This window comes from Chryseobacterium sp. Marseille-Q8038 (assembly GCF_965111995.1).
Map to the genome: position 1 here is coordinate 1,001,960 of NZ_CBCOPN010000001.1, position 23,346 is coordinate 1,025,305.

23 protein-coding genes are annotated in these 23,346 nt (G+C 36.5%); 10 read left to right on the forward strand and 13 right to left on the reverse strand.

What is annotated here, in order from left to right:
* Positions 1–102: 102 nt before the first annotated feature.
* Complete coding sequence (locus ACWPWS_RS04665; RefSeq protein WP_002979306.1) at positions 103–387, reverse strand: bacteriocin-like protein; 285 nt, start codon at positions 385–387, stop codon at positions 103–105.
* A gap of 448 nt (positions 388–835) precedes the next feature.
* Here ACWPWS_RS04665 and ACWPWS_RS04670 point away from each other — a divergent pair, with 448 nt between their 5' ends.
* Complete coding sequence (locus ACWPWS_RS04670; RefSeq protein WP_105682249.1) at positions 836–1,624, forward strand: XRE family transcriptional regulator; 789 nt, start codon at positions 836–838, stop codon at positions 1,622–1,624.
* Positions 1,625–1,695: 71 nt separating this feature from the next.
* Here the strand turns inward: ACWPWS_RS04670 and xth are convergent, their stop codons facing one another.
* From xth to msrB, 6 genes are all read right to left on the reverse strand, one after another.
* Complete coding sequence (gene xth, locus ACWPWS_RS04675; RefSeq protein ID WP_454045663.1) at positions 1,696–2,475, reverse strand: exodeoxyribonuclease III; 780 nt, start codon at positions 2,473–2,475, stop codon at positions 1,696–1,698.
* A gap of 328 nt (positions 2,476–2,803) precedes the next feature.
* The gene (locus ACWPWS_RS04680) at positions 2,804–6,718 is read right to left on the reverse strand and encodes a response regulator (protein ID WP_454045664.1); all 3,915 of its coding nucleotides are present in this window, start codon (positions 6,716–6,718) and stop codon (positions 2,804–2,806) included.
* Between the two features lie 405 nt (positions 6,719–7,123).
* Complete coding sequence (locus ACWPWS_RS04685; protein ID WP_454045665.1) at positions 7,124–7,939, reverse strand: ferritin-like domain-containing protein; 816 nt, start codon at positions 7,937–7,939, stop codon at positions 7,124–7,126.
* A gap of 25 nt (positions 7,940–7,964) precedes the next feature.
* On the reverse strand, positions 7,965–8,675 hold the full coding sequence (locus ACWPWS_RS04690) for a ferritin-like domain-containing protein (protein ID WP_454045666.1): 711 nt from the start codon (positions 8,673–8,675) through the stop codon (positions 7,965–7,967).
* 79 nt (positions 8,676–8,754) lie between these two features.
* Entirely contained in the window at positions 8,755–9,324 is a 570-nt protein-coding gene (locus tag ACWPWS_RS04695; protein ID WP_454045667.1) for a fasciclin domain-containing protein, read from the reverse strand.
* A 118-nt stretch (positions 9,325–9,442) separates the two neighbouring features.
* Positions 9,443–9,832: a peptide-methionine (R)-S-oxide reductase MsrB gene (msrB, locus tag ACWPWS_RS04700; protein WP_454046885.1), complete on the reverse strand. Its 390-nt coding sequence runs from the start codon at positions 9,830–9,832 to the stop codon at positions 9,443–9,445.
* 215 nt (positions 9,833–10,047) lie between these two features.
* Between msrB and ACWPWS_RS04705 the strand changes: the two genes are divergently transcribed.
* Together ACWPWS_RS04705 and ACWPWS_RS04710 are read left to right on the forward strand one after the other, a co-directional pair.
* Positions 10,048–10,617: an RNA polymerase sigma factor gene (locus tag ACWPWS_RS04705; RefSeq protein ID WP_228421627.1), complete on the forward strand. Its 570-nt coding sequence runs from the start codon at positions 10,048–10,050 to the stop codon at positions 10,615–10,617.
* 1 nt (position 10,618) lies between these two features.
* Positions 10,619–11,440, forward strand: coding sequence for an anti-sigma factor (locus tag ACWPWS_RS04710; RefSeq protein ID WP_454045668.1), 822 nt, complete (start codon positions 10,619–10,621; stop codon positions 11,438–11,440).
* Between the two features lie 88 nt (positions 11,441–11,528).
* Here ACWPWS_RS04710 and ACWPWS_RS04715 read toward each other — a convergent pair whose 3' ends face one another.
* From ACWPWS_RS04715 to ACWPWS_RS04725, 3 genes are all read right to left on the reverse strand, one after another.
* Positions 11,529–12,926 (reverse strand): alkaline phosphatase, encoded by a 1,398-nt coding sequence (locus ACWPWS_RS04715; protein WP_454045669.1) that lies wholly within the window; start codon positions 12,924–12,926, stop codon positions 11,529–11,531.
* A gap of 77 nt (positions 12,927–13,003) precedes the next feature.
* Complete coding sequence (locus ACWPWS_RS04720; RefSeq protein WP_454045670.1) at positions 13,004–14,206, reverse strand: GTP-binding protein; 1,203 nt, start codon at positions 14,204–14,206, stop codon at positions 13,004–13,006.
* 4 nt (positions 14,207–14,210) lie between these two features.
* Complete coding sequence (locus ACWPWS_RS04725) at positions 14,211–14,549, reverse strand: MerC domain-containing protein (protein ID WP_454045671.1); 339 nt, start codon at positions 14,547–14,549, stop codon at positions 14,211–14,213.
* An 86-nt stretch (positions 14,550–14,635) separates the two neighbouring features.
* On the opposite strand from ACWPWS_RS04725, the gene ACWPWS_RS04730 reads away from it, so the two are divergent.
* Complete coding sequence (locus ACWPWS_RS04730) at positions 14,636–15,025, forward strand: Fur family transcriptional regulator (protein ID WP_114820230.1); 390 nt, start codon at positions 14,636–14,638, stop codon at positions 15,023–15,025.
* A gap of 64 nt (positions 15,026–15,089) precedes the next feature.
* Here the strand turns inward: ACWPWS_RS04730 and ACWPWS_RS04735 are convergent, their stop codons facing one another.
* A complete protein-coding gene (locus ACWPWS_RS04735; RefSeq protein WP_209784370.1) occupies positions 15,090–15,575 on the reverse strand; it encodes a hypothetical protein in 486 nt (161 codons plus the stop codon).
* A 298-nt stretch (positions 15,576–15,873) separates the two neighbouring features.
* Positions 15,874–17,088 (reverse strand): hypothetical protein, encoded by a 1,215-nt coding sequence (locus ACWPWS_RS04740; RefSeq protein ID WP_454045672.1) that lies wholly within the window; start codon positions 17,086–17,088, stop codon positions 15,874–15,876.
* A 214-nt stretch (positions 17,089–17,302) separates the two neighbouring features.
* On the opposite strand from ACWPWS_RS04740, the gene ACWPWS_RS04745 reads away from it, so the two are divergent.
* On the forward strand, positions 17,303–17,794 hold the full coding sequence (locus ACWPWS_RS04745; protein WP_105682267.1) for a hypothetical protein: 492 nt from the start codon (positions 17,303–17,305) through the stop codon (positions 17,792–17,794).
* A gap of 29 nt (positions 17,795–17,823) precedes the next feature.
* On the opposite strand, the gene ACWPWS_RS04750 is transcribed toward ACWPWS_RS04745, so the two are convergent.
* Complete coding sequence (locus ACWPWS_RS04750) at positions 17,824–18,672, reverse strand: AraC family transcriptional regulator (protein WP_454045673.1); 849 nt, start codon at positions 18,670–18,672, stop codon at positions 17,824–17,826.
* Positions 18,673–18,762: 90 nt separating this feature from the next.
* Between ACWPWS_RS04750 and ACWPWS_RS04755 the strand changes: the two genes are divergently transcribed.
* The 5 genes from ACWPWS_RS04755 (at position 18,763) to ACWPWS_RS04775 (ending at position 23,160) form a co-directional block, all read left to right on the forward strand.
* The gene (locus ACWPWS_RS04755; RefSeq protein WP_454045674.1) at positions 18,763–19,746 is read left to right on the forward strand and encodes a polysaccharide deacetylase family protein; all 984 of its coding nucleotides are present in this window, start codon (positions 18,763–18,765) and stop codon (positions 19,744–19,746) included.
* A 107-nt stretch (positions 19,747–19,853) separates the two neighbouring features.
* Positions 19,854–20,246: a DoxX family membrane protein gene (locus ACWPWS_RS04760; RefSeq protein WP_454045675.1), complete on the forward strand. Its 393-nt coding sequence runs from the start codon at positions 19,854–19,856 to the stop codon at positions 20,244–20,246.
* Between the two features lie 247 nt (positions 20,247–20,493).
* Complete coding sequence (locus ACWPWS_RS04765; protein WP_454046886.1) at positions 20,494–21,429, forward strand: NAD-dependent epimerase/dehydratase family protein; 936 nt, start codon at positions 20,494–20,496, stop codon at positions 21,427–21,429.
* Between the two features lie 125 nt (positions 21,430–21,554).
* Positions 21,555–22,463, forward strand: coding sequence for a helix-turn-helix domain-containing protein (locus ACWPWS_RS04770; RefSeq protein WP_454045676.1), 909 nt, complete (start codon positions 21,555–21,557; stop codon positions 22,461–22,463).
* Positions 22,464–22,470: 7 nt separating this feature from the next.
* Complete coding sequence (locus ACWPWS_RS04775) at positions 22,471–23,160, forward strand: type 1 glutamine amidotransferase domain-containing protein (protein ID WP_454045677.1); 690 nt, start codon at positions 22,471–22,473, stop codon at positions 23,158–23,160.
* The last annotated feature ends 186 nt before the right edge of the window (positions 23,161–23,346 follow it).

The following is a 23,346-nucleotide window of genomic DNA, read 5'->3' on the forward strand; positions in this document are numbered from 1 at the left end:
CCTTATAAAGCTAAAGGGTTAAATCCCTGAATTATTTTTCAGAGACCTAAAAAAACCGCTCTTTTCAGAGCGGTATAATCTTTTTAATTCAATGCTTTTTGACTAGCAAGTTGAACCACACTCAAGTAATTTGATGTGGATAACACCGTTTACTACACATTGTGTTTGGCATAGCGCGTTAGTTACAACAGTGCTTACACCGCCAACTACTCCACCTACTGTAGATCCTACGCCAGTAACTACGCCACCAACGATAGTACCTACACCGCCTACTACTCCACCAACTACACCTCCTAGTCCACCTAGAAGTCCGCCGATTGGATCTAGTAATCCGTTACCTGAAATAGCTTTTAATTCGTTTCTGTCCAATTTTTTTAAGTTTTTCATAACTATAATTTTATATGATTATTACATCACGAATATATGAATAATAATAACACTATTGCAAATTATTTTCAATAAATTAATTATATGTTTTTATTATTTAATATTTCATTAATATAAGTGTGTTTTAATGAAAATAATATTTCACTTATATGTGATTGATTTACTAAATGTTAAAACTAATAACTCAATTTATGAAATGTAGAGTTATTGTTTTTGTATTAAATACTGATTATTTGTGGTTATTATTCAATGCTTATAAGGGTTTTTACATTGACTTAAAAACGGCTTACTGCAGCGGTGAATATTGAGTGTTTTACGGTTCAGGCTACCCTATTTCAGGAAAAATGGATATAAGTTGAATAAAATTCTGTAGAATGTAGGGGAAAACCTGTTTCATTCGTTGATAAAAGAGGTCAAATTTTGTATTTTTGCTGACATACTTTTATCAATGTCAGTTTTTTCAAATAATATACGCTTTTTAAGAGCCAGAAGAAAGCTCTCTCAACAAAATGTAGCCGACGAATTGTTGATTTCAAGAGTTCGGTATTCAAAATATGAAAACGGAATATCCGAACCTCCTATCGAGCTGCTGGTAAAAATTTCCAAATATTTTCATGTAAGTATTGACCTTATGCTTTCTGTAGATATTGAGAAGCATCCTATGGATGAGATGCTGAAACTTCCTGATAACAGAATTGTTCTTCCGGTTGCAGTAGATACGCATGGAAATGATACGATAGAAATTATCCCGCAGAAAGCCTCAATGGGATATCTGGAAGGCTATAGTGATATAGAATACATTGAAAGTCTTCAGCGTATTGCTCTTCCTTTTCTTACCAATGGAAAATACAGAGCTTTTCCTGCGGATGGTGATTCTATGCCTCCGTTCAGAAACGGATCTTATATTGTAGGAAAATATGTAGAAGGAATTAATGAGCTTAAGGAAGGTAAAACCTATGTTTTTGTTACCTTAAATGACGGAATTACCTACAAAAGGTTTAAAGAAAGAAAAGAAACGGCAATCAGTGTAAGTGCTGATAATTCATTTTATGAACCTTACGATATTCCTTTTGAAGAAGTAGTGGAAATCTGGCAGTACGCTTCGGGGATTTTCCCGGAAGATTTTGAGCCGGGTGATTATGAAAGCTATAATTTTAAAGAGATGTTCCGTGAGTTGAGGCAGGATATCAGGGATCTTGATAAAAAGGTTTCTGGCCGTCGCCGTAAGCAATCTTAATCTATAAAATACTTATTATATAATATACTCCTGATTTTTTGCGGGAGTATATTTTATATGAACTTCTGTCATTACAGATGATCCGACAGTTCAATCCAAACAGGAGCATGATCACTGCTTTTTTCCCAACCCCTTACATGGCTGTCTACTCCACCGGATGCCAGTCTGGGTTGTAGATAAGGACTTAATAAAATATGATCAAGCCTCATTCCTGCATTACGGTCGTAAGCTTTATACAAATAATCCCAAAAGGTATAAATTTTCTCATCAGGATAAAGACTTCGTATAGAATCAAGCCAGCCTTTTTTCTGAAGGTCCTTAAATGCTTTTCTTACTTCTGTTCTATATAGCGCATCATTTTCCCAACGTTCAGGTTTATAAACATCCATAGGTTCGGGTATAATATTAAAATCACCGATCAGTATGGCGGGAAGTTCCATTTTGATGAGCTGGTTGGTTCGTCTTTTAAAACGCTTAATCCAGGATAATTTATAATCAAATTTGGGCCCGGGATAAGGATTTCCATTGGGAAGATACAGGCAGCAGATTACCATTTGATCAATAATAGCTTCTATATAACGGCTCTGAACATCATCTGGATCACCGGGTAAAGATCTTTGTACTTCAGTTATTTCTCTGTTTTTGGCCAGTATGGCTACTCCGTTCCAGCTTTTTTGTCCGTTCCATATGGCCTGATATCCTGCGTTATTGATATCCTGTAATGGAAAGCGTTCCTGTGGGGCTTTTAATTCCTGAAGGCAGACAATATCCGGTGACGTTTCTTTCAGCCATTTCAGTAAAATAGGAAGACGGCCATTGATTCCGTTCACATTATAGGTGGCTATTTTCATGATGAAGGTTTTTTAGAAAATCAATTCTTTTTAATTACGACAATAATTATTCCATCATAAATATCTATTATTTGATATTTTATGGAATAATAATCTCAAAAAAATAAGTTTTAATGAATAATCTCTGCTTTGAGAAATAAAAGGTCAATATATTTGTGATACCAGATGTAGCTCATTAATAATAATCTTCGATGAAAAGATATCCGACCTTTTTATTAGCAATTCTTTTTCCTGCAAGGCGTATTTAATGATTTAATAATTTATGTTCAATCGTTTTTAGAATCAGTTCGTCGTCTTCGGCGATTAGAATCAGCATAATTTTAGTTTTTTATTGTATTAGGTTTTTTATTAATTGTAATCCTGTTGTTATTTCCCGGATCATTTCTTTTTCCATGGAAGCAAAATCCATGTTGGGTTCTGTTTGGCTTTCCCAGTGGGCGGTACGTTCTGTAAGTCTTACCAATCCTGCTGTTCCTGCTGTTCCTTTCAGCTTGTGAAGAATCAATTTCATATTGGCACTGTCTTTTTCTGCTGTGCTTTTTTTGATATTTTCTTCAGCCTGGGTAAGTTGATCTACTACAAGGTTCAGGAATATTTTTCTGAAATCCTCGTCGTCATCACCTATTTGTTCGTTCAGGACATTGACATCAAGATAATTTGGTTTATCGGCCGAATCTTCAGATGGTATATTGATAGGGTTTTCATTAAGGATGTACTTCTTTAACATTTCCAGCAAATCTGCCTGTCTTAAAGGTTTAGGAAGAAAGTCATTCATTCCGGAATCCAGACATTTTTCTTTTTCGCCCAATACATTTCCTGCGGTTACTCCAATAATCGGAATGTTGTGATACTCCGGCAATAATCGGATTTGTTTTGTCGCTTCAATCCCATCCATTACCGGCATCTGAACATCCATTAAAATAATATTGAATGTTTTTTCTTTACAAAGCTGAAATGCCTGAAGGCCGTCTGTAGCTTCTGTAAGCTGTGCATCAGGGATTAATGAACGCATCATTTTATTATTCAGCACCATATTGACAGGGTTATCATCCACCAATAAAACCTCTGGCGAATGCATCAATATTGACGTTTCTGTTTCCGGCTGTGAACTGCTGGTGATCTCTTTTTCAGTATTTTTTACCGCCCTTCTCAAGGTTTTGTAAAGTTCTTCGGATTTGATAGGTTTCAGCAGGAAGTATGAATTGCTTTCCTGACGGAAAGAATTAATGACATCATGTTCTTCAGAAGACGTGTGAAGGATAATCAGAGGAGAAGATTCATTTTGTGTATTAAACAGTTCCTTGATTTTTTCTATGGTTTCCAACCCGGAAATAATCGGCATATGATAATCCATCAGAATGACATCAAAACGTTCTCCGGCAAGCAGTATCTGAAGCGCTTCCATTCCATTGGCCGCAAGTTTTGAATCCACATTTTTATAGGCAAGCATATGCTGGATAATAATCCTGTTGGCTTCATTATCATCTACAATAAGTACCTTGCTTATTTTCAGGTCATCATCCTCACGGTGATCAGACATTTCATAAGGAACTTCGATGTCAAAATAGAAAACGGAACCTTTCTGAAGTTCGCTTACCAATGACAGCTTACTTCCCATGTAATTCAGGATATTATTGGAAATGGTCAATCCAAGACCTGTTCCTCCATACTGTTTGCTGATAGAGCTGTTTTCCTGGGTAAAGGCATTGAAAATATGCTGTTGTTTTTCCTTAGGAATCCCAATTCCGGTATCTCTTACAGAAAATCTGAGTTTGATATTTTGGCTGTCCAGATTTAGTTTTTCTACTTTAAGTTCTATTTCTCCCTGTGTTGTAAATTTTACTGCATTTCCAAGGAGGTTGATCAAAATTTGTTTCAGTCTTGATTCATCAAGCCAAATTGTTTCAGGAAGTCCCTGTTCTATATTTAACAGTAATTCTATATTCTTTTTCTGCGACTGGTAAAGGATAACATTGATTACCTGGCTTACCATGTCATAAATATTAGACTTATCAATAATAAGATCCATTTTTCCGGATTCTACCTTGGAAAAATCAAGTATATCGTTGATGATATTCAATAAATTCTCTCCTGATTCATTGATATAATTGAGATATTGGGTCTGTATATCATTCAAAGGCGTTTTTAAAAGAAGGTCGGAAAAACCAATAACCCCATTCAGTGGAGTTCGGATTTCATGGCTCATGTTAGCTAAGAATTCAGATTTTGCTTTGCTGGCAATATCTGCCATTTTCTTAGCATTTTTCAGTTCTCTGTTGATTTTTACAGATGCTGTAATATTTTGGGCAGAAACAATAATTCCTCCGATAACATTATTGGAAAGATACCACGGCGTAACCTCTACGCTGTAATGCTGAATAATTCCTTTACCCGGAACTTCTATTGCCATGTCTTCATTCTTGTAGGCCTTTCCTGCCAGTGCTTCCTGATATATTTTTAGTCTTTCATCAGGTACATTGGGAGAAATTTTAAACATGTTTTCACCAATAAGCCTGATGTCGTTCATCTGAAATTCATCTTTCCAGCTTCTGCTTACAGAAACATAATTAAGATCTTTGTCGAACATGGCTACTGTAGAAGGTACATATTTTACGAAAGACTGTAGCATAGCCTCTTTCTTGGCCAGTTCAAGATAAACTTTTTTGAAGGTATCAATATTCTGAATGATTCCGTAGACTCTGGTGCATACTCCATCTTCAATTTCAGGTATACCTTTTACCCTTACCCAGATCATTACCCCGTCATTTTGTACAAGCTGTAATTCTTCATCGTAGGGAATGCCTTCTTTTACAGTCTTTTCGAATAAGAATTGCAGTCTTTCTCTGCTTTTTTCAGTATAGAAACCCAGAGCATTGTCAAAATTAGGCTGAAAATCCTTATCTATTTTATGTATTTCTCTGGTAGATTGTGACCAAATGACGGTATTGTTTTTCAGATTCACTTCCCATCCTCCCACCTGGGCAACAGCACTGGTCTGTTCCAGCATCTTTTTGGTATGCACCAGATCTTTTTCCAAAGTCACTCTTTCGGTAACATTCAGTGCGGTGCTGACTACGTAAGGATTTCCTTCTTTATTGATCTCCACAAGATTGTGATACATCCAGATCATTTCTTCACCTACTTTTGCTTTCAGAATCATGGTTCCGAAATCTTCCTGGTTTTTGTTAATCCGCTCGAGATATTGCTCAAGAAGAGGCCAGTTTTTTTTAGGAACAAGGTCTTTTAAATTCAAGCCTTCTACTTCTTCTGTTGAATATTGCAGGATTTCTCTCCCTTTTTCGTTAACAGCAATGATATTTCCATCCATATCATGCATACTCATCAATCCAATAGCGTTTTCGAAGAAGCTTCTGAAACGGCGTTCGGAGCTTTCCAGTTTGAGTTTTTCTTCGATACGTTGGGTAATATTGATTCCAAAACAAAAAATCTCTGAATGATTGTGATTGAGTTTTAAAGACCATTCAATAATAATGGTTTGAGTATCATCTATTTTTGTTGAAGTAGTAAATGTTACTTCTTCATCCGTATTGGGAAGGTTTTTGGAAAGTAATTGGAGTTGAGAATTATGATTCCCTATCAGGTCCAGGAAATTCTGATCGAGAATCTGACCTTTATCTATTTGAAAGGTTTTTTCAAAGGCCGGATTGCTCTCTTTCAGGAGAAAGTTTTTATCCAGAACACAGATCAGGTTATTCGAAATGGTAAAAGTTTGTTGAAAATATTCAGCCTGGATGTTTTTCCTTTTTCCCATCAGGACTTTTGTAATGGCCTCTCCTATTTTTTTCAGGGTCGAAATCTGATCGTCTGTGATTGTTTTAGGTTTATAATCAATAACACATAATGTTCCTAATACAAATCCTTCATCATCAATCAAAGGAACTCCTGCATAAAACCGGATTCCCCCTGCCAGAATAAGAGGATTATCGGAAGATCTTTCATCCAATAATGTATCATTAATAATTACAACGTCACCACTAGCGATAGAATATTGACATACAGTATTTTTCCTGTCTACAAAATCCAGGGCAAGCCCCACACAGCTCTGGATGGTTTGGGTTTCGCTTTCCATCATAGCAATAAGGGCTGCAGGGCAGTCTGTCACAAGGCATGCTGTTTCTGCAAAAATGTCTAACTGGGGATCTTTTTCAAGGTTTAAAAGATTAAAATACTCCAGTTTTTTCATTCGACCTTCTTCATTCGCAGGAATTGGATACTTCTTCATATATTATATCAACAATTAGAGACTATTCTTTTTTGATTATTAAAAAATGATAATCAAGGCCTTAAAGTTTATATTTTAAATATTTTTAGGCACTTTAAATTATTATTTTAATAAGTAAACCAAAGTACGAAATAATTTTGTATTCTATTGTGGTAAATTTGTTAATAAAGCTATATGTATATTTATTTTAAACTGGTTTATAAGAATCCTGTACTTATATGGAATTAATGAGCATTATGAAAATAAAAAGTACCCTCTGTAAAATAGGGTACTTAATGGATGAACCGGGATGATATAAGTAGTTCATAATGTGTTTTCTCAAGGCCTGACGATTGATTGTTTATAAAAGTCCATTTCCGTATTTTCAGGAAATGGACTCACCACTTATCATCATCCAAATCACAACTAAACTATAAAGAGTGAAGCAATAGCCTGTGCATCGCTGCCACTTAAAATTTCATCATAAGCTGCAGAACCTGCTGCAGCGCCAAACAGAGTTGCTGTGTTGTAGCCTGCCTGATTGGTATTGTCTTCGCCGGCATAAACAGGATTGGTAGCTGAAGGCATACTTCCTCCATCAGCAAGCTCAATCCATCCTTTATTGGCTCTCATTCTTCTTACCTGTGAAGCATGTCTGGCTTCCACGGAATGAATCTGTAAGGCTGCCTGAAGCACTACTTTATTGGACATTACGTTTCCGGCCTGCCCTTTATACGCTCTTACTCCGGTATCTTCAAAGGCTTGAGCAAGGATAAGAAATTGGTTATAATCTGTAAAAGGCATAAAGTTTCCGCCTGCCGTAAAATCAAAAGTAGGTTTATTTCCAGGAGTTGTCCCTAAAGAAGTCAGCGTACTTTTCAGAAAGCTTACATGGGCAGATTCATGTTTTGAAATCTGCATGAAAACAGTTCTGTCTGCATTGGGGATCAGTCCTGGTGTTGACAGTCCTATGCTGTAATACTCATTTTCCAGGTATTCCAGTACCAATGCCAGCTGTAAAGCATCTGTCAATGTGCTTTTTAAAGCAGTACCTGTTAAAACGGGTTTTGTAGTTTCTGCTTTGGCAGGAGTAGCCATCAAGGCACCGAGTCCAAGAGGAACGGCTGCTGTAGCGGCTTTTTTTCCGAATAAGGATATATTCGTAAGGGTTTCTAATCTTGAAGCTTCTGTGGTAAAAAATTTATCATGTGAAAGCTTATCCAGTAATCTAAGAATATTCATAATGTAAGTTTTTTAAGATGAATGATTAGTTGATACCTCTTTCTTTCCAGGTAAAAGGTGTTTTGATAAATGCTCCTGCGGCCATTACTATGTCTTTGGGTTCTTTGGCAAGGTCAAGACCGTTGGCATCTATCACATCATCTCCTGAAAAATCTGCAGATCCCGGATTGATTAAATTTCTGATGGCAGAAGCATGTCTGGCTTCCACCGAAACTATTTTTCCGGCAATGACAAGATAAGCAGGATTGGAAATATATTTTCCGGCACCATTATACGCTGCCACACCGGTATCTTCTAATGCTTTTGCAGTAGCCAGTACCGAATTTCTGTCATTAAAATTCACATTCGGATACTGGAATTCAAGTTTTGGAAGCACATGATCTGTAGCTCCGCTAATGGCTGCTTTGAAAAAATCCCGATGGATGACCTCATGATGGTAGAGATCAGTAAAGACCTGTTTTTCAATACTGGAAATTCCCGTATAAAAATTGTTGACCACTTTTGTATAAAAATCTGCTTCAAGCTGTTCCAGTGCATAGGCATAATTCAATATGCCTACATCTCCTGTCCCAAGATCATACTTGGATTCTTCTATAATCATAAAGTCATCATTGTCATCACAACCTATTAAGGTGAGGCCTGCAACAGCCAATCCCACTCCACTTAATTTTAAAAAGTTTCTTCTGCTGGTATCAAGGGTAGCACCCTGATTAGAAACCTGAATTGTCTTTTTCATACTATTAATTTTTTAGTGTTAGATATAAAAGAAATAAAAACAGCATATTGGAATATGCTGTTTGAAATCTTAGAAATTGTTATGGCATTAAAACCGTATCTATTACATGAATTACTCCGTTAGATTGGTTCACATCAGCAATAGTCACTTTGGCACTGTTTCCTTTTGCATCTTTAATGTAAAGGTCTTTTCCTTTGGTCCAGAATGTAAGATCCTCTCCCTGTACAGTTTTCATCATGCTTTTTCCGTTTCCTGCTTTTACAGCAGCCCAGATTTCTTTTGCACTGTATCTTCCTGGTAGAACGTGATAAGTAAGGATGCTCGTAAGTGTTGCTTTGTTTTCAGGTTTTACAAGATTTTCTACTGTTCCTTTCGGAAGTTTTGCAAAGGCGGCATCTGTAGGTGCCAATACAGTAAAAGGACCTGCTCCCTGTAATGTTTCTACCAAGCCTGCAGCTTTTACTGCTGCAACAAGGGTTTTGTGATCTTTAGAGTTAACAGCATTTTCAATAATATTTTTGGATGGATACATTGGAGCTCCTCCCACCATTACTGTTTTTTCTTTCATCGTTTGTGCAGTTACCTTTCCGCTGAAAGCAAATGATAAAGCTACCATTGCTAAAACTGTGATTTTTGACTGTGTGTTCATTGTGTTGATTTTTTTATTAATTATATTTAATATGTGTCTTTAATGTCATTTACGAGGTTGGTTTTATTTTAGATTGAAAAAAAATAAAATAAATTGCAATTAATTGATTTTCAGTTAATTATTTTTTATCTGGGACAAATTCAAGACAGATAGAATTCATACAAAATCGTTTTCCTGTAGGTTTTGGACCATCATCGAAGACATGTCCAAGATGAGAATCACATCTTCCACATAATACTTCTGTACGTTCCATATGATAAGAAGTATCTTTTCTGTATTTAACACTGTTTTTACGGATAGGTTGATAAAAGGAAGGCCAGCCGCATGTAGTGGCAAATTTGGAAGTTGAAATGAAAAGAGGGTTTCCACAGACAGCACAATAATAGGTTCCCTTTTCATCAAATTCATAATATTTACCGGTAAAAGCCGTTTCTGTATCTCCTTCCCTTGCAACCTGATAGAGTTCAGGTTTTAAGATCTTTTTCCATTCAATATTGCTTACTTTCAGTACATTTTCTGCAGTGTGGGAGTAATAAGGATTTTTATTTTTAAAAGTGTACTTTGTGCATTACAGGTTCCGAAAAATAGCGCCATGCAAAAAGTGAATATTGTTTTTGAAGCTAACGTTTTCATATTTACTATTTTTTAATTATTTTCTTAAAATCATGTACGATATAAAAGTTGAGATAGATTTTTTTGGGAATATGTTTTATTTTATTACATTTGGATAGAAAAATAAATACTATTAAAACAACCTATTCTGAAGAGGAACTTATCGTTTTACTAAAAGAAAAAAACGAAAATGGTTTTCATTATCTGTATGACCACTATTCTGGTGCGCTGTACGGAATTATTCTTCGAATTGTTCAGTCTAAAGAATATACTGAAGAAATTATACAGGATGTTTTTGTTAAAATTTGGAACTCTATTCATCAATATGATGCTTCAAAAGGAAGGTTTTATACCTGGATGATCAATATTGCCAGGAATACTGCTATCGATTATTTAAAATCAAAGGCATTCCAGAACGAACTTAAAAACCAATCACTTCCGGATTTCGTATATAATACTGCAGAGCTTTCAACAACGAATAATTCTTCCGATTATATTGGATTTAATAACGTACTTGAAGGTTTGGAAACAGACAAGCAGGAGCTTATTGATCTTGCGTATTATCAGGGATATACCCAACATGAAATATCCGAAAAACTGAAGATACCGCTGGGAACGGTAAAAACGAAAATGCGGAATGCATTGATGAAATTAAAAGATTTGCTAAAAGATTATCAATAAATTGAACACTAAAGAATACATATCATCCGGAATTATAGAATCTTATATTCTTGGCCATGCTTCTCCTGAGGAAGCAGGGATTTTGGAGTGTGTGATGAAGAATAATGCTGAAGTAAAGGAGGCTTTTGAAGAAGCACAAAAGACTTTGGAACATCTTGCTACAGCACAAGCTGTAACACCTCCAAGCGAGTTGAGATCTAAGATCTGGAATAAGATTCAACAGGAACAGAATGTTGAAGAAGTAAGTCCTACTCTTTCAACAAATATTCCTGAAATTAAAGATCATAGAGAAACCACTGAAAGAGTGAATATTCAAAAGAATACCAATTGGAAACCCTATGCAATAGCGGCTTCTTTATTGTTTCTGATCAGTGTTGGCGGAAATGTGTTCATGATGAATACGCAATCTTCTGATAAAAAGGAAATGGCTTTGCTGGCTGCTGATAAAAAGGCTCAGGCTCAGGCCATGGAAAAAATGAATCTGAAGATTGATATGTTCTCTAATCCTGATATGCAGATGGTGATGCTGAAAGGAGTTGAAAAGCATACAGAAGCCAAAGCAATGGTTTTCTGGGATAAAAAAACAAAAGAAGTTTATCTGAATGCCGAAAAACTTCCTAAAGCTCCTGAAGGAATGCAGTATCAGCTTTGGGCAATAGAAGACGGAAAACCGGTAAATGCAGGAATGTACACGGAAGATAAAGACAGCAGAATTGCTTTGGCCAGTATTCCTCAAGCGCAAGCTTTTGCCATTACTCTTGAAAAAGAAGGTGGAAGTGCGATTCCTACCATGGAAAATATGTTTGTAATGGGAGAAATCTAAAATCTCTTACGCACAAAAAAACAAGGCGGACACAATCAATCCGCCTCGTATCTCCCAAATAATTGAATATGAAAAAAAATATGAATGTCTATATTAAACAGGCTTTCAGCATCAGATCATGCAGGTCTGTATTTTTAATGAAAGGCTGTAAAAGTTCGTTTCCAGGGCCATAGGCTGCCACTTCCACATAATCTCCGGAATGGTCCATACTGATCCATCCTACAGAATTTCTGCTTTTCTGAATTTCTGAATACAGTTTAAAGGGCAGTTTTTTATAATTATAAAGTCCTTCTTCCTCTTTCTCAAGCCTGTTGTAAAAACTCAGCATATGCTTGGCCTCCTCATCATTCAGAACAATTTTGTTGCCCTCATAAATCCAGTCTTTAATATCTTTTACCGAATGCTCTTTCTGAATCTTGTTCAGAATATATTCATTGGTATATTGATAGTCTGAAATACTGTTAAAATTCTTGGTGGCATCTGTTCCATAAATCGTTCCGGGGTTGGCATTTCCATGGTCTGTGGTAATAATCACGAGGGTATTTCCATCTTTTTCAGCAAAATCTATGACTGTTTTTACAGCTTCATCAAACGCCAGCTGATCGTGTATCAACGCTGCTACATCATTGGCATGGGCTGCCCAGTCTACTTTTCCTGCTTCTATCTGAAGGACAAAACCTTCGGGATGATCTTTCATCTGATGGATGGCTGCATGAGCCATTTCAGCCAGCGTTGGTGTATTTTTGTATTCCTGGAGATGAGCTCTGTCAATACTATAAGGTAATGCACCTGTATTGAAAATACCTAGCAGTTTCTCCCCTTTTCTGATTTCTTTCAGATCATTTTGCGTTTTTAGGATCCGGTATCCTTTTTGGCGATAAACAGAATAGAGATCTTTTTTGTCTTCTCTTTTGGCAGGGTTGAAAAACTCATCTCCTCCTCCCAACAGTACATCAAGTTCCAGATCAGCATACATTTCAGCAATTTGAGGTTCAGCATTTCTTCTGGAAGAATTCACACAGAATCCGGCAGGAGTAGCATGAGTAATGGTTACAGAGGTTACACAACCTGCTTTCTTTCCTGCTTTTTTATATTGCTGCCATATGGGAAGATGTTTCTCTCCGTTAGCTCCCATATTCAGTGTTCCGTTTTTTACTCTGATTCCTCCACCGAATGCTGAGCTTGCGGCCGCAGAATCTGTAACAATAGAGCTTGCTGAAGCGGTATCCATCAAAGCGCGTGTCACTTTCTTCTCATGATACAAATTGAACCAGTTACTTCCCTTTCCTAAAATATTCCGTGAATAAAGGTCTGCCATTGAAAGCGTTCCAAGGCTCATTCCGTCACTAATCATAAAAATGATATTCTTTGCTTTACCTGCCCCGGATTTTTCGTTATTTTTCCCGAAGCTCCAGAGATCAGATGGTGATAAGGTCAATAATCCTGAAAGTATTGCAGATCCTTTTAGAAATTTTCTTCTGTCCATATTGTTTTGAAATAATGCTGTAAGTTATTGTATTTAGTGTTTTACTGAAACTTTGTTGCATTAAATAAAGGTTAATTTTAAATATTCTTGGGAAACGGATCTTCAAACATCATATCCTGATCAAACATTTCTTTTTCCTTATCATTAATGAGGCAGTGTTGCAGATGTAATAACATTTGATCTTTATCCAGATTCTGCCCGATAAACACCAGTTCATTGATTCGGTCTCCCCAGTTTTTATCCCATCTGCTTTCTATAAACTTTTGATTTTCTGCAAATGAAGAATATTGTACCCTGTGACTCAAAGGCATGCTGCACCACCATACACCCGCCTTTTCAAGACGAAAAGATCCTCCTGCCTGGGAAAAATTCAAAGCATCATTGGGTCTTGAAGCCAGCCAGAACAATCCTTTAGCTCTGATTGCTCCTTGCGGATATTGCTGGTTCAGGTATTCCCATAATCTTACAGGGTGAAAAGGTCTCTTATCCCTGAAAACCATTGAACTTATTCCGTATTCTTCAGTTTCAGGAGTATGATGTTCAGACTGTAATTCTTTTTGCCAGCCAGCTGAAGACTGTGCTTTATCAAAATCAAAAAGCTGTGTATTCAAAATCTTTTGAGGGTCAATTTTCCCGAATTCAGAATGGAGAATAACTGCATCCGGATTCAATTTCTTTATGGCAGCTTTTAAAAAGCCAAGGGTTTCAGCATTGATAAGATCTGTTTTGTTTAAAATAATCACATTGGCAAATTCAATCTGGTCGGTAAGAAGATTAACAATGGTTCTGTAATCCCCTTCCATATCTGTAAGGTCACGATCAGTCAGCATTTCATTAGAACCGAAATCATGCATAAAGTTGAAACAATCTACCACCGTTACCATTGTATCTACATAACTGAACTTGGACAGATCAATTCCGCTCTCTTCATCCACATACGTAAAGGTCTGGGCAACCGGAATAGGCTCACTGATTCCTGTACTTTCAATAAGGAGATAGTCGAAACGGTTTTCATGAGCAAGGCGTTCTACTTCTACCATAAGATCTTCCCGGAGTGTGCAGCAAATGCATCCATTACTCATTTCCACCAGTTTTTCTTCTGTTCTTGAAAGGGTATTTTGATTTTCAACAAGGCGGGCATCAATATTAACTTCACTCATATCATTCACAATAACCGCTACTTTTAAGCCCTGTTTGTTGTGCAGAATATGGTTTAATAATGTCGTTTTTCCCGCTCCCAGGAAGCCACTGAGTACAGTTACAGGAAGTTTTTTAGTCATGTTTTTAATGTTTATGATTTTTAAAATTGATGATATGACCTGTAATCAAACCTGCTGCTCCTAAGTAGATCAGAGGAATATGTACTTCAAACAAGAAATCAATGAGTACAGAAATGAAGATAAGAGCAATAGATATCCAGAATAAAAATTTCAGCCAGCGCTTCTCCATTTTTTGGGTTACCCTGAAGACGACAACTGCACCAATAGAAATGAAAGCCAGATCAATATAGGGATTGTGTGATATTCCCAATGGAACAATCAGTAATAATGGAAAGACAATACAATGAATCAGGCATAAAACAGCAGCGGAGATTCCTACAGCATCAAGAATTTTTGATTTCATAATAGTATGGATTAATTTTCTTATCGTAACTTTGTTGCAAAAGTAGAAATAAAAAATTAAATAACGCAACTTTGTTGCATTAAAATATGAAACAGGTCAGAAATACTCATGCCAAAACTGAAATTTTAAACCTTATTAATGGTTCAGATGTAGCCCTTACCCACTCTGATATTCAGAAAAAACTGGGTGATTTGTGCAATAGAGTAACCATTTACAGGGTGCTGGAAAGGCTTGAAAACGAAGGTGCTATCCACAAGATTGTCAATATTGACGGAGTGGTAAATTTTGCAAAGTGCAGTGGCAAATGCAGTCATGAGCAGCATTTTCACAATCATGTTCATTTTAACTGTAAAGAATGTCATTCTGTAACATGCATTGAAAATGCTATTCCGGAAATCAGTTTACCGGAGCATTTTATTGCACAGGAATATAATTTTATTATCAGCGGGATTTGTCCGAAATGTGCTGACGCTTAAAAAAGCAAAAAGGCAGAAAAACGAATTCGCTCATCTGCCTTTTTACCTTTGTTTGCTGTTATTGTTATAAGGAAGAGATATAGACTTCTATTTTGGTCCCGTCATAATTGAAGGTTCCATCAGAATTCTTTTTACCTAATACCCATTTCATATCTACAGGCACAGTCCATGCAGATCCTAACGAAAAACCGTTTACAGATCTTATTTCATTTCCGTTTCCTGTAGTAATTGCTGAATGAAAGAAGGTTTTATCAATAAGTCTGTAAAAACCAATGGCTTTTCCTCCGGGAATGGGTGAATATCCATCCCATTTTTCTCCTGCAGGATAATTAAACAAAGTTAACCATTTTTGTCCTGCTGATTCTGCCAGCTGAGTAGGGCTTATTCTGGCACCACGCATATATAATGCATAGGCTACCACATCATGACATACTCCACTGTTGTATTTCGAAATATTCTCTTCCCCAGAGAGAATAGCGTGGGCAACGGGTGCCCTTTCGGTTAGGGATAGCTGAGCCTTCCTGGCTCCTTCCGGTGTGATAAATGACATATTATACTATTTTGTTTTGGTAGGGTAAAGATACAGCTTTAAATTTAATCACCCTTGTAGGAAAATATAGATAGAGTTTTAGAAAATACGAATAGATAATATTTTAGGTTTGGGCTAAAGCCATTGGACTTTATATTTTTTTATTAAAACGGGCTAAAGCCCGTTCCTATTGAATATTTGTAATTTGTACATCAATGGAAGTGGGCTTTAGCCCGCTTATTTTATGGTTTGCGATGATCCAAAGTTTAATGTAAATATCGTTTTGAGAAAACCTCCTAATTTTAGATTTAAAAATAATTTAGCAATAGAACATGCATTCATAGCTGAAAAGTTTGCCATCTTTAAAGGTGAAAATGAAAAGGCCTGCATCACTATTCTGAATGTGATATTCATGGGGTGAAGAGATCCAGCGGGTAGACAGCATATCACCAAAACGGTTAACAAAATCCTTTTCATTATAATTGGAATCAATACGTTCATTTCCGAGAATTACAGCTTCACCATTGCTAAAAGACATTTTATAGATACTCCCGGAAACTTTTCCTTTATATTCTTCAAAGGCAACAATGGTGTTTGGGGTTCTGTAAAAATATTGAGGTTCCCAGCCACATTCAGGGGTATTGGGAATATCTTTCACTTTCTGCATGTCCAGCTGTTTTACCTGAGCCTCTGTAATTTTTCCGTCAAAAAGTTGAGTGCCTTTCCATGTAAAATGCAGGTTCAGTGCTTTAAGTTTTTTTTCATAAGCTTCCGTTCCCGGTTTTTTTGCCAATTGATCAGCCAGAAGGCGTTCAAAGTCGATATCTATTTTAGGATTTTCTACGCCGGCATTGGTATAAGATTCTTTCCAGTAATTCAAGGCCTGCTTCAGATTTTTGTCCTCCAGCCATGCCATTTCACGCAATCTTCCCACCTGTGTAAGTTCCTTTTCCTTATTTTTTCCTTTCACTGCAAGATATTCTTTCAGAACTTTCTCATAAGTAAGCTCAGTGCCGAGATATTTCATTTGAATATATTCAGGATTCTCATGGAAATGATCTCCAATATATACCCAGCCATCCTGATATAAAGGGACATAATCAATACACACCAGCTCATTTAAAGCAGCTCTTCGGATGGCGGCACTTTCTGTGGCTGGAGCTTTTCTTACCCGTAATTCAGACACCTGTACATAATAGTGTGGACATTGATATCCCTGTGTTCCTCTATAAAAATACTGAACAGGTTCACCCGCAGATTTCTTGCCACGCATGGATTTTATTAAAGGCTGACGATCTATAAACCCAATATCACCATTACTTACCTGTACTTTATATTGGGTTTGGGTAGAATCCAGAAGGTAAACAGGAGCTTCGGTAGAAAATATTCCCAGAAGATCTTTATTATTCCCATTTTCACGATAGAGATGTCCCCATTCGGATGTATAAACAGGATGCTCACCAGGTTTTTGAGCCATGATAGAATAAAAACAGCAATGAATAATGCCGGCTCCTAAGAGTATCTTTTTCAACATATTGTAATTTGGACAAACCTGATATTTCCCTTTTTTGGAAAAGAGTTTGCTATTGTTAAAAGGTTATTTCCTTCAAAAATACTGAATAATGAAGGACATTCCTACTCTTATTGTTATTCAGAATGGGTATAAATTCCATGCTATTCACCTGTTTCCATTGGGTAGCGCCAATAAAAATACTATTTTTATCGGCCAAAAAAAGTAAAGACTCATTATGCCGACTGATGCTTCTCATAAGCTGATTCCGATGACCACTTTCGTGCTTGAATATTATTCTCACGAAGGATATGCCGATCTTCAGATTTTGAATCTGATGAATAATTATGCCAATTTCTTAAAGAAGCGTTTGACTCTTGGAATGTTTGTTCCCGTAGACCGTAAAGGAGATATTCTGAAAGAGCCTAAAAACTATTCTGAATGGAAATCTCTGGATCATAATGACGGGAAAAGAACAGATGTTGCCGGATTTGAAGAATACGCGGAATATCAGAAGGCTGAGCAGAACTGCATGTTTGAAGGTTTTAAAGTAGATTATAACGGCTATTCAAAAGTGCGGATTATAGCTTCATATGATCCTTCCATTGAATTATCTTTTAATAAAAATGATCTGATTCCTTCAGGATTTAACGATGTAGAATCCCTTACTGTTTTTGATGACATCTTTTTAACATCCAGTGCATTAAAAGCAATCGGAATAAAAAGATAAAACTGTATCTGTTTGATAATCAATCACTTTTATATTGATCTTTTTTTGAACTCAGAAGGAGACATTTCTTTATATGCTTTGAATATTTTATTGAAATGACTGGCATCATTAAAACTTAGCTTATCTGCTATCTCACTGATGTTGTAGTGGCTTTGGAGTAAAAGTTTTTCCGCTGTTTTTATTTTATGCTGCATAATATGCTGTTGTATGGAGAAACCAGTCTGTTTTTTAATATAGATGCTGATATAATTGGGGGAAAGCATAAACTCTTTGGCAAGATTCTCAATTTTCATTTTATTGGCATCCAGGGCATTGACATTGATATAATACAATATCCTTTCAATTCTGCTTAGATTTTGGGTAATCCAGTTTTTGGTGGAGGCAGTATTCATCGTATTTCGGATGAGAATGGTAATGATCCCTGAAAAAAGATCGCTGGTAATCTCTTTATTATAGGTGTTTTTATGGCTGAACTCGTACAGGAGAATTCCGGCAAGCTGTAACAGGTGTACTCTATCTGTTTTGCTTTTAATCACTGATTCGTAAACGAAAGAATGATCTTCCATCAGAAGCTGAACAACCTTTTTAAGCTCATTTTTTTTATTAGACAAAAGGTTTTCCCAGATATACTGTTCCGTAAATTTTATATAAATAAACTTTGTTTTACTTTTAATAGAAAACTCATGGCCATCACTGGGTCTGAGAAGAAAAACATCTCCTTTTTTGTAGGGAAAAGTAATATTGTTGAGATGATGAAACCCTTTCCCGTTTTCTATAATAATCAGTTCATAGAAATTATGATTGTGATATTCAACATCCCAAATTTCTTTTTCAATACTGAAAACATTAAAAGAATTGAAATTAACGATTCGTTTCATCTAAGAATGGATTTTTACAAATTTACCATTAATTTTTACAATACAAACTGATGGGCTATTCCTCAATTTTGTCCTATCAATACATTCAATATGAAATACATAAAACAATCAGTATTGTTGCTTGCCTCAACAATCGTTTTGATGTCTTTTTCTGATCGTCAGGACAAAGATAAAAGAGAGAAAAAGGAACCGCGTGAAACAAAGGTTTCCACCAAAAAACACTGGCCTAATGGGGCTCAGCTGGTCATTTCTGTTTCTATGCAGTTTGAAACGGGCGGACAACCGGAAGGAGCAGAAAGTCCGTTCAGTGGAACTCCTCTTCCTAAGGGACAACCGGATCTTCCGGCGGAAAGCTGGTACCGTTATGGTGGGAATGAAGGCATTTACCGGATGCTGGATTTATGGAAAAAATACAATATTAAAGTAACGTCTCATGTAGTGGGAACGGCAGCGGAAAAATATCCCGAAGTCGCTAAAGCCATTGCAAACGGAGGGCATGAAATTGCCGCTCACGGTATTTCCTGGGACAATCAATGGAATAAGAATTATTCTGATGAATTGAATTTTATCAAAGAAGGTGTCAATGTGGTTGAAAAGATCACAGGGAAGAAAGCTGTTGGTTATAACGCTAATTGGCTCAGAAGAAGCCCGAATACCCTTAAAGTATTACAGGAGCTCGGCTTTTTGTATCACATAGATGATGTAAGCCATGATGAGCCCTTCATTACCAAAGTAAAAGGTGAAAATTTTGTAGTGATTCCTTATACATTGCGTAACAATGATATTGTCAATATCGAAGGAAAACACTGGAGTCCGGATCAGTTTCTGGCTCAATTGAAGTTTGAGTTTGATCGTCTCTATGAAGAAGGTGCTTCTAAAAGAAGAATGATGAGCATCAGTTTTCATGACAGAATTGGTGGAACTCCAGCAATGGTGCACGCCATGGAAGAATTCATTAAATACACCAAAGAAAAACAAGGCGTAATCTTTATGAGAAAAGATGATATCGCCAAAATGGTAATGAATGATCCCGATACTCCGGTTGATAATAGTGAAGAAAAGTTTAATAAGTAAGGAAGCGGGAAGCTGGAAGAATGATGTTGTTGATGTCTGTAAAGTAGTTTTATGACTTGTATAACTTCCATCTTCCATCTTCGCTCTTCCATCCTAAAAATTCGTTTATGAACAATACAAAAACAGCCTATTTTTTCCTTCGTGTTTCGATGGGAATAAACCTTTTAGGACACGGATTGGTCCGATTGGTAAAATTACAGGACTTTGCCTCAGGAATGATGAAAGGTTTTGAAACAAGCTGGCTTCCACAGCCATTGGTACAGCTCTTTGGGATAACACTCCCCTTTTTGGAATTTCTCATCGGATTATTGCTGATGATTGGTTTTAAAACCCGCATTGCCACCATAGCTGGAGCTTCCCTCATCATCCTGCTGCTTTTTGGAAGCAGTACCGTTGAAAATTGGGAAGCCATGGGAATTCAGATGATTTATGCAGGTTTATTTTACATTCTTATCAGCAGAATTGAAGATAATTATCTGGCACTGGATAGAAAATATTAAACCAAGCTAATGAAGCAGTGAAGGCCGGAAAAGAAAAGGAAACAAAGAGAAATAAAGAATAAATTATTCATCGTTGCGATCTTTACTTTTCCGGTTTTTTTTGTGACTTCAGAGATTATGTTACAACTTTCATGAATTCAGCTACTCTATTTTTATCATTATGCCCAAATTTTGTATCAGAAATAAAAGCAGCTGAAAATATTCTGTTTATTTTCAATGCAATATCTAACCCTCAAAATAAAAAATGATGCAAACGATATTAGGTGCCAATGGACAGATTGGCGAAGAACTGGCAAGAGAACTGGCAAGAAATTATACTTCAGATATCCGTATTGTCAGCAGAAATGCTAAAAAAGTAAATGCTACAGATCGTGTTTTCTCAGCAGACTTATCAGACAGAGAAAAAGCAATAGAAGCCGTGAAAGGAAGTGAAATTGCTTATTTTACCCTTGGACTTCCCATGGATACCGTTCTTTGGGAAAAACAATTCTCAGTAATATTAAAAAATGTTATTGAAGCCTGTAAAATCAATGGAACGAAGCTGGTATTTTTTGATAATACCTATATGTACCCTCAAAATAATGAGGTTTTAACGGAACAGACTCAATTTGCTCCTGTAGGCAGGAAAGGAAATGTAAGAAGAGAAATGGCGGAAATGCTTTTGAAAGAGATGAAAGCCGGAACCATAGAAGCCGTCATCTGCAGAGCTCCTGAATTTTATGGTCCCGGAAAAACTCAAAGTATTACCAATAGTCTTATTTTCAATGTCATCAAAGAAGATAAAAAGCTGAAAGTTCCTTTAAGAGATGATAAATTACGAAGTCTGATCTGGACACCTGATGCAAGCCGTGCTACCGCTTTAATCGGAAATACTCCCGATGCTTATGGACAAACCTGGCATTTGCCGGTAGACGATAATAAGTTAACCTACGAAGAATTCATTGCATTGACTTCTCAGATCTATGGGAAAGAATTCAGGTATGCCGTAATCCCCAATCTGGCTTTTACCATAGGATCTTTCTTCAATAAAAATGCAAAAGAATTGAAGGAACTGCTTCCAAGATATCAATATGATAATCTCTTTGACGATTCAAAATTCAGAAAAAGGTTCCCGGAATTTAAGGTAACTCCCTACAGACAGGGAATTGAACAGATCAAAAAAGAACAGCTATCAGCAAAATAATACGGTTAAAATAAGTAACTTAGAAACACCAATACCACAACCGAAGGGGAAAATATTCCCCTCTTTTGGAGGGGTGGCGAAAATTCAAAGAATTTTTGACGGGGTGGTAAAAAATAAACGAAAAAATGAAAGCTCCTGAAAAAGTAACTTCTATCACTGCATTACACAACTATCTGAAACTGAAAAGGCCTTCCAACCCTCTGATCAGTGTATTTGATTTTAATGAAGTGAATATAGATCCGGAAACTATTCTGAGTGCCGTGACTACAGATTTTTATGTGGTTTCCATTAAAAAGGATTGTGCAGGAAGATGTAAATATGGACAGCATTATTATGATTTTGAGGATGGAATCATGTATTTTATTGCTCCCCATCAGGTATTGCAGTTTGAAGATATTCTGCTTTCTGAAGTTCGAGGAAATGTACTGGTTATACATCCTGATTTTCTGCAGGGATATCCGTTAGCCTCTGTCATAAAAGATTATGGCTATTTCTCTTACACGGCCAATGAAGCGCTGTACCTTTCCGAAAAAGAAGAAAAATCTGTAACGGACATTATGGATAATATCAGCAGAGAGATAGAAGCGAATATGGATGGTTTTACCCAGGATTTATTGGTTTCCAATATTGATTTGCTGTTGAAATACTGTGACAGATTCTACAACCGTCAGTTTTTAACCCGAAAAAAAGTAAATCATGATCTTTTGACTCAGCTTGAAAATTTACTGGATGATTATTTCAAAAATGAAAAACTGCTGATCAATGGGATTCCCACCGTACAGTTTGTGGCAGGACAGATGAATATAAGTCCCAATTATCTAAGTGATATGCTGAGGGTGCATACAGGACAGACCACACAGCAGCATATTCAGAACAGAGTGATTGAAAAGGCAAAAGAGCTATTGTCTACCACTACAATGTCTGTTTCTGAGATTGCTTACAATCTGGGATTTGAGCACCTACAGTCTTTTCATCGTTTGTTTAAAAATCAAACTGCTGTTTCTCCTTTAGAATTCAGAAAATCTTTTAATTAATACTACTATGATGAAAAATATTTTATTAATCGTAACCAATGTAGACCAATACGCGAACAGTCCGCTTAAAACAGGCTTGTGGCTGAGTGAACTGACCCATATTTATCATGCTGCAAAAGAAAAAGGATGGCAGATTACCATTGCTTCTCCAAAAGGCGGACACACTCCTATTGATCCGGAAAGTCTGAAGCCGCTTGTGCTTGATGGTATTTCAAAAAGTTATTATGAAAACCCCGCATTTATGGATATACTGGCTCATACAAAAAGTCTGAGTGAAATTGAAAACAACGCTTTCGATTGTGTTTATCTGACAGGCGGACATGCTACGATGTATGATTTTCCGGATAATTCCACATTACAGGCTATTCTTAGGAAACAGTATGAAAGCCATAAAATGGTTGCCGCGATTTGTCATGGAGTCGGAGGATTGCTGAACGTAAGATTATCGGATGGAGAATATATGATCAAAGGAAAATCTGTAACCGGATTCGACTGGTTTGAAGAAACATTGGCCAGAAGAAAAAATGAAGTTCCTTTTAATCTTGAAGCAGCGCTTAAAGAACGGGGTGTACATTACAGAAAAGCCTTTATCCCTATGACTTCCAACGTGGTTGTTGATGATAATCTGATCACAGGACAAAATCCCTTCAGCTCCAAAGAAATGGCTGGAACAGTTATTCGGGAACTTGAAAAATAAACAGTCTTTTGAAAGGTAGCTATGAATATTTTATTATATTTGTCTGAATTGCATGGGATTTATGACAGGAAAAAATGGAATATTACATGGTATACAGATCGTTAGTATATTTTTAATACTAGTCCATTTCCTGATCCCAAAAACAGAAAACACAACTTTTTCTGCCATAGAAATCACAAGTAATTC

Excerpts from the sequence above, each read along its gene's own strand:
- ACWPWS_RS04665 (WP_002979306.1), bottom strand. The coding sequence starts at position 387 with ATGAAAAACTTAAAAAAATTGGACAGAAACGAATTAAAAGCTATTTCA.
- ACWPWS_RS04670 (WP_105682249.1), top strand. The coding sequence starts at position 836 with ATGTCAGTTTTTTCAAATAATATACGCTTTTTAAGAGCCAGAAGAAAG.
- xth (WP_454045663.1), bottom strand. The coding sequence starts at position 2,475 with ATGAAAATAGCCACCTATAATGTGAACGGAATCAATGGCCGTCTTCCT.
- ACWPWS_RS04680 (WP_454045664.1), bottom strand. The coding sequence starts at position 6,718 with ATGAAGAAGTATCCAATTCCTGCGAATGAAGAAGGTCGAATGAAAAAA.
- ACWPWS_RS04685 (WP_454045665.1), bottom strand. The coding sequence starts at position 7,939 with ATGAATATTCTTAGATTACTGGATAAGCTTTCACATGATAAATTTTTT.
- ACWPWS_RS04690 (WP_454045666.1), bottom strand. The coding sequence starts at position 8,675 with ATGAAAAAGACAATTCAGGTTTCTAATCAGGGTGCTACCCTTGATACC.
- ACWPWS_RS04695 (WP_454045667.1), bottom strand. The coding sequence starts at position 9,324 with ATGAACACACAGTCAAAAATCACAGTTTTAGCAATGGTAGCTTTATCA.
- ACWPWS_RS04715 (WP_454045669.1), bottom strand. The coding sequence starts at position 12,926 with ATGGACAGAAGAAAATTTCTAAAAGGATCTGCAATACTTTCAGGATTA.
- ACWPWS_RS04720 (WP_454045670.1), bottom strand. The coding sequence starts at position 14,206 with ATGACTAAAAAACTTCCTGTAACTGTACTCAGTGGCTTCCTGGGAGCG.
- ACWPWS_RS04725 (WP_454045671.1), bottom strand. The coding sequence starts at position 14,549 with ATGAAATCAAAAATTCTTGATGCTGTAGGAATCTCCGCTGCTGTTTTA.
- ACWPWS_RS04730 (WP_114820230.1), top strand. The coding sequence starts at position 14,636 with ATGAAACAGGTCAGAAATACTCATGCCAAAACTGAAATTTTAAACCTT.
- ACWPWS_RS04735 (WP_209784370.1), bottom strand. The coding sequence starts at position 15,575 with ATGTCATTTATCACACCGGAAGGAGCCAGGAAGGCTCAGCTATCCCTA.
- ACWPWS_RS04740 (WP_454045672.1), bottom strand. The coding sequence starts at position 17,088 with ATGTTGAAAAAGATACTCTTAGGAGCCGGCATTATTCATTGCTGTTTT.
- ACWPWS_RS04745 (WP_105682267.1), top strand. The coding sequence starts at position 17,303 with ATGCCGACTGATGCTTCTCATAAGCTGATTCCGATGACCACTTTCGTG.
- ACWPWS_RS04750 (WP_454045673.1), bottom strand. The coding sequence starts at position 18,672 with ATGAAACGAATCGTTAATTTCAATTCTTTTAATGTTTTCAGTATTGAA.
- ACWPWS_RS04755 (WP_454045674.1), top strand. The coding sequence starts at position 18,763 with ATGAAATACATAAAACAATCAGTATTGTTGCTTGCCTCAACAATCGTT.
- ACWPWS_RS04760 (WP_454045675.1), top strand. The coding sequence starts at position 19,854 with ATGAACAATACAAAAACAGCCTATTTTTTCCTTCGTGTTTCGATGGGA.
- ACWPWS_RS04765 (WP_454046886.1), top strand. The coding sequence starts at position 20,494 with ATGCAAACGATATTAGGTGCCAATGGACAGATTGGCGAAGAACTGGCA.
- ACWPWS_RS04770 (WP_454045676.1), top strand. The coding sequence starts at position 21,555 with ATGAAAGCTCCTGAAAAAGTAACTTCTATCACTGCATTACACAACTAT.
- ACWPWS_RS04775 (WP_454045677.1), top strand. The coding sequence starts at position 22,471 with ATGATGAAAAATATTTTATTAATCGTAACCAATGTAGACCAATACGCG.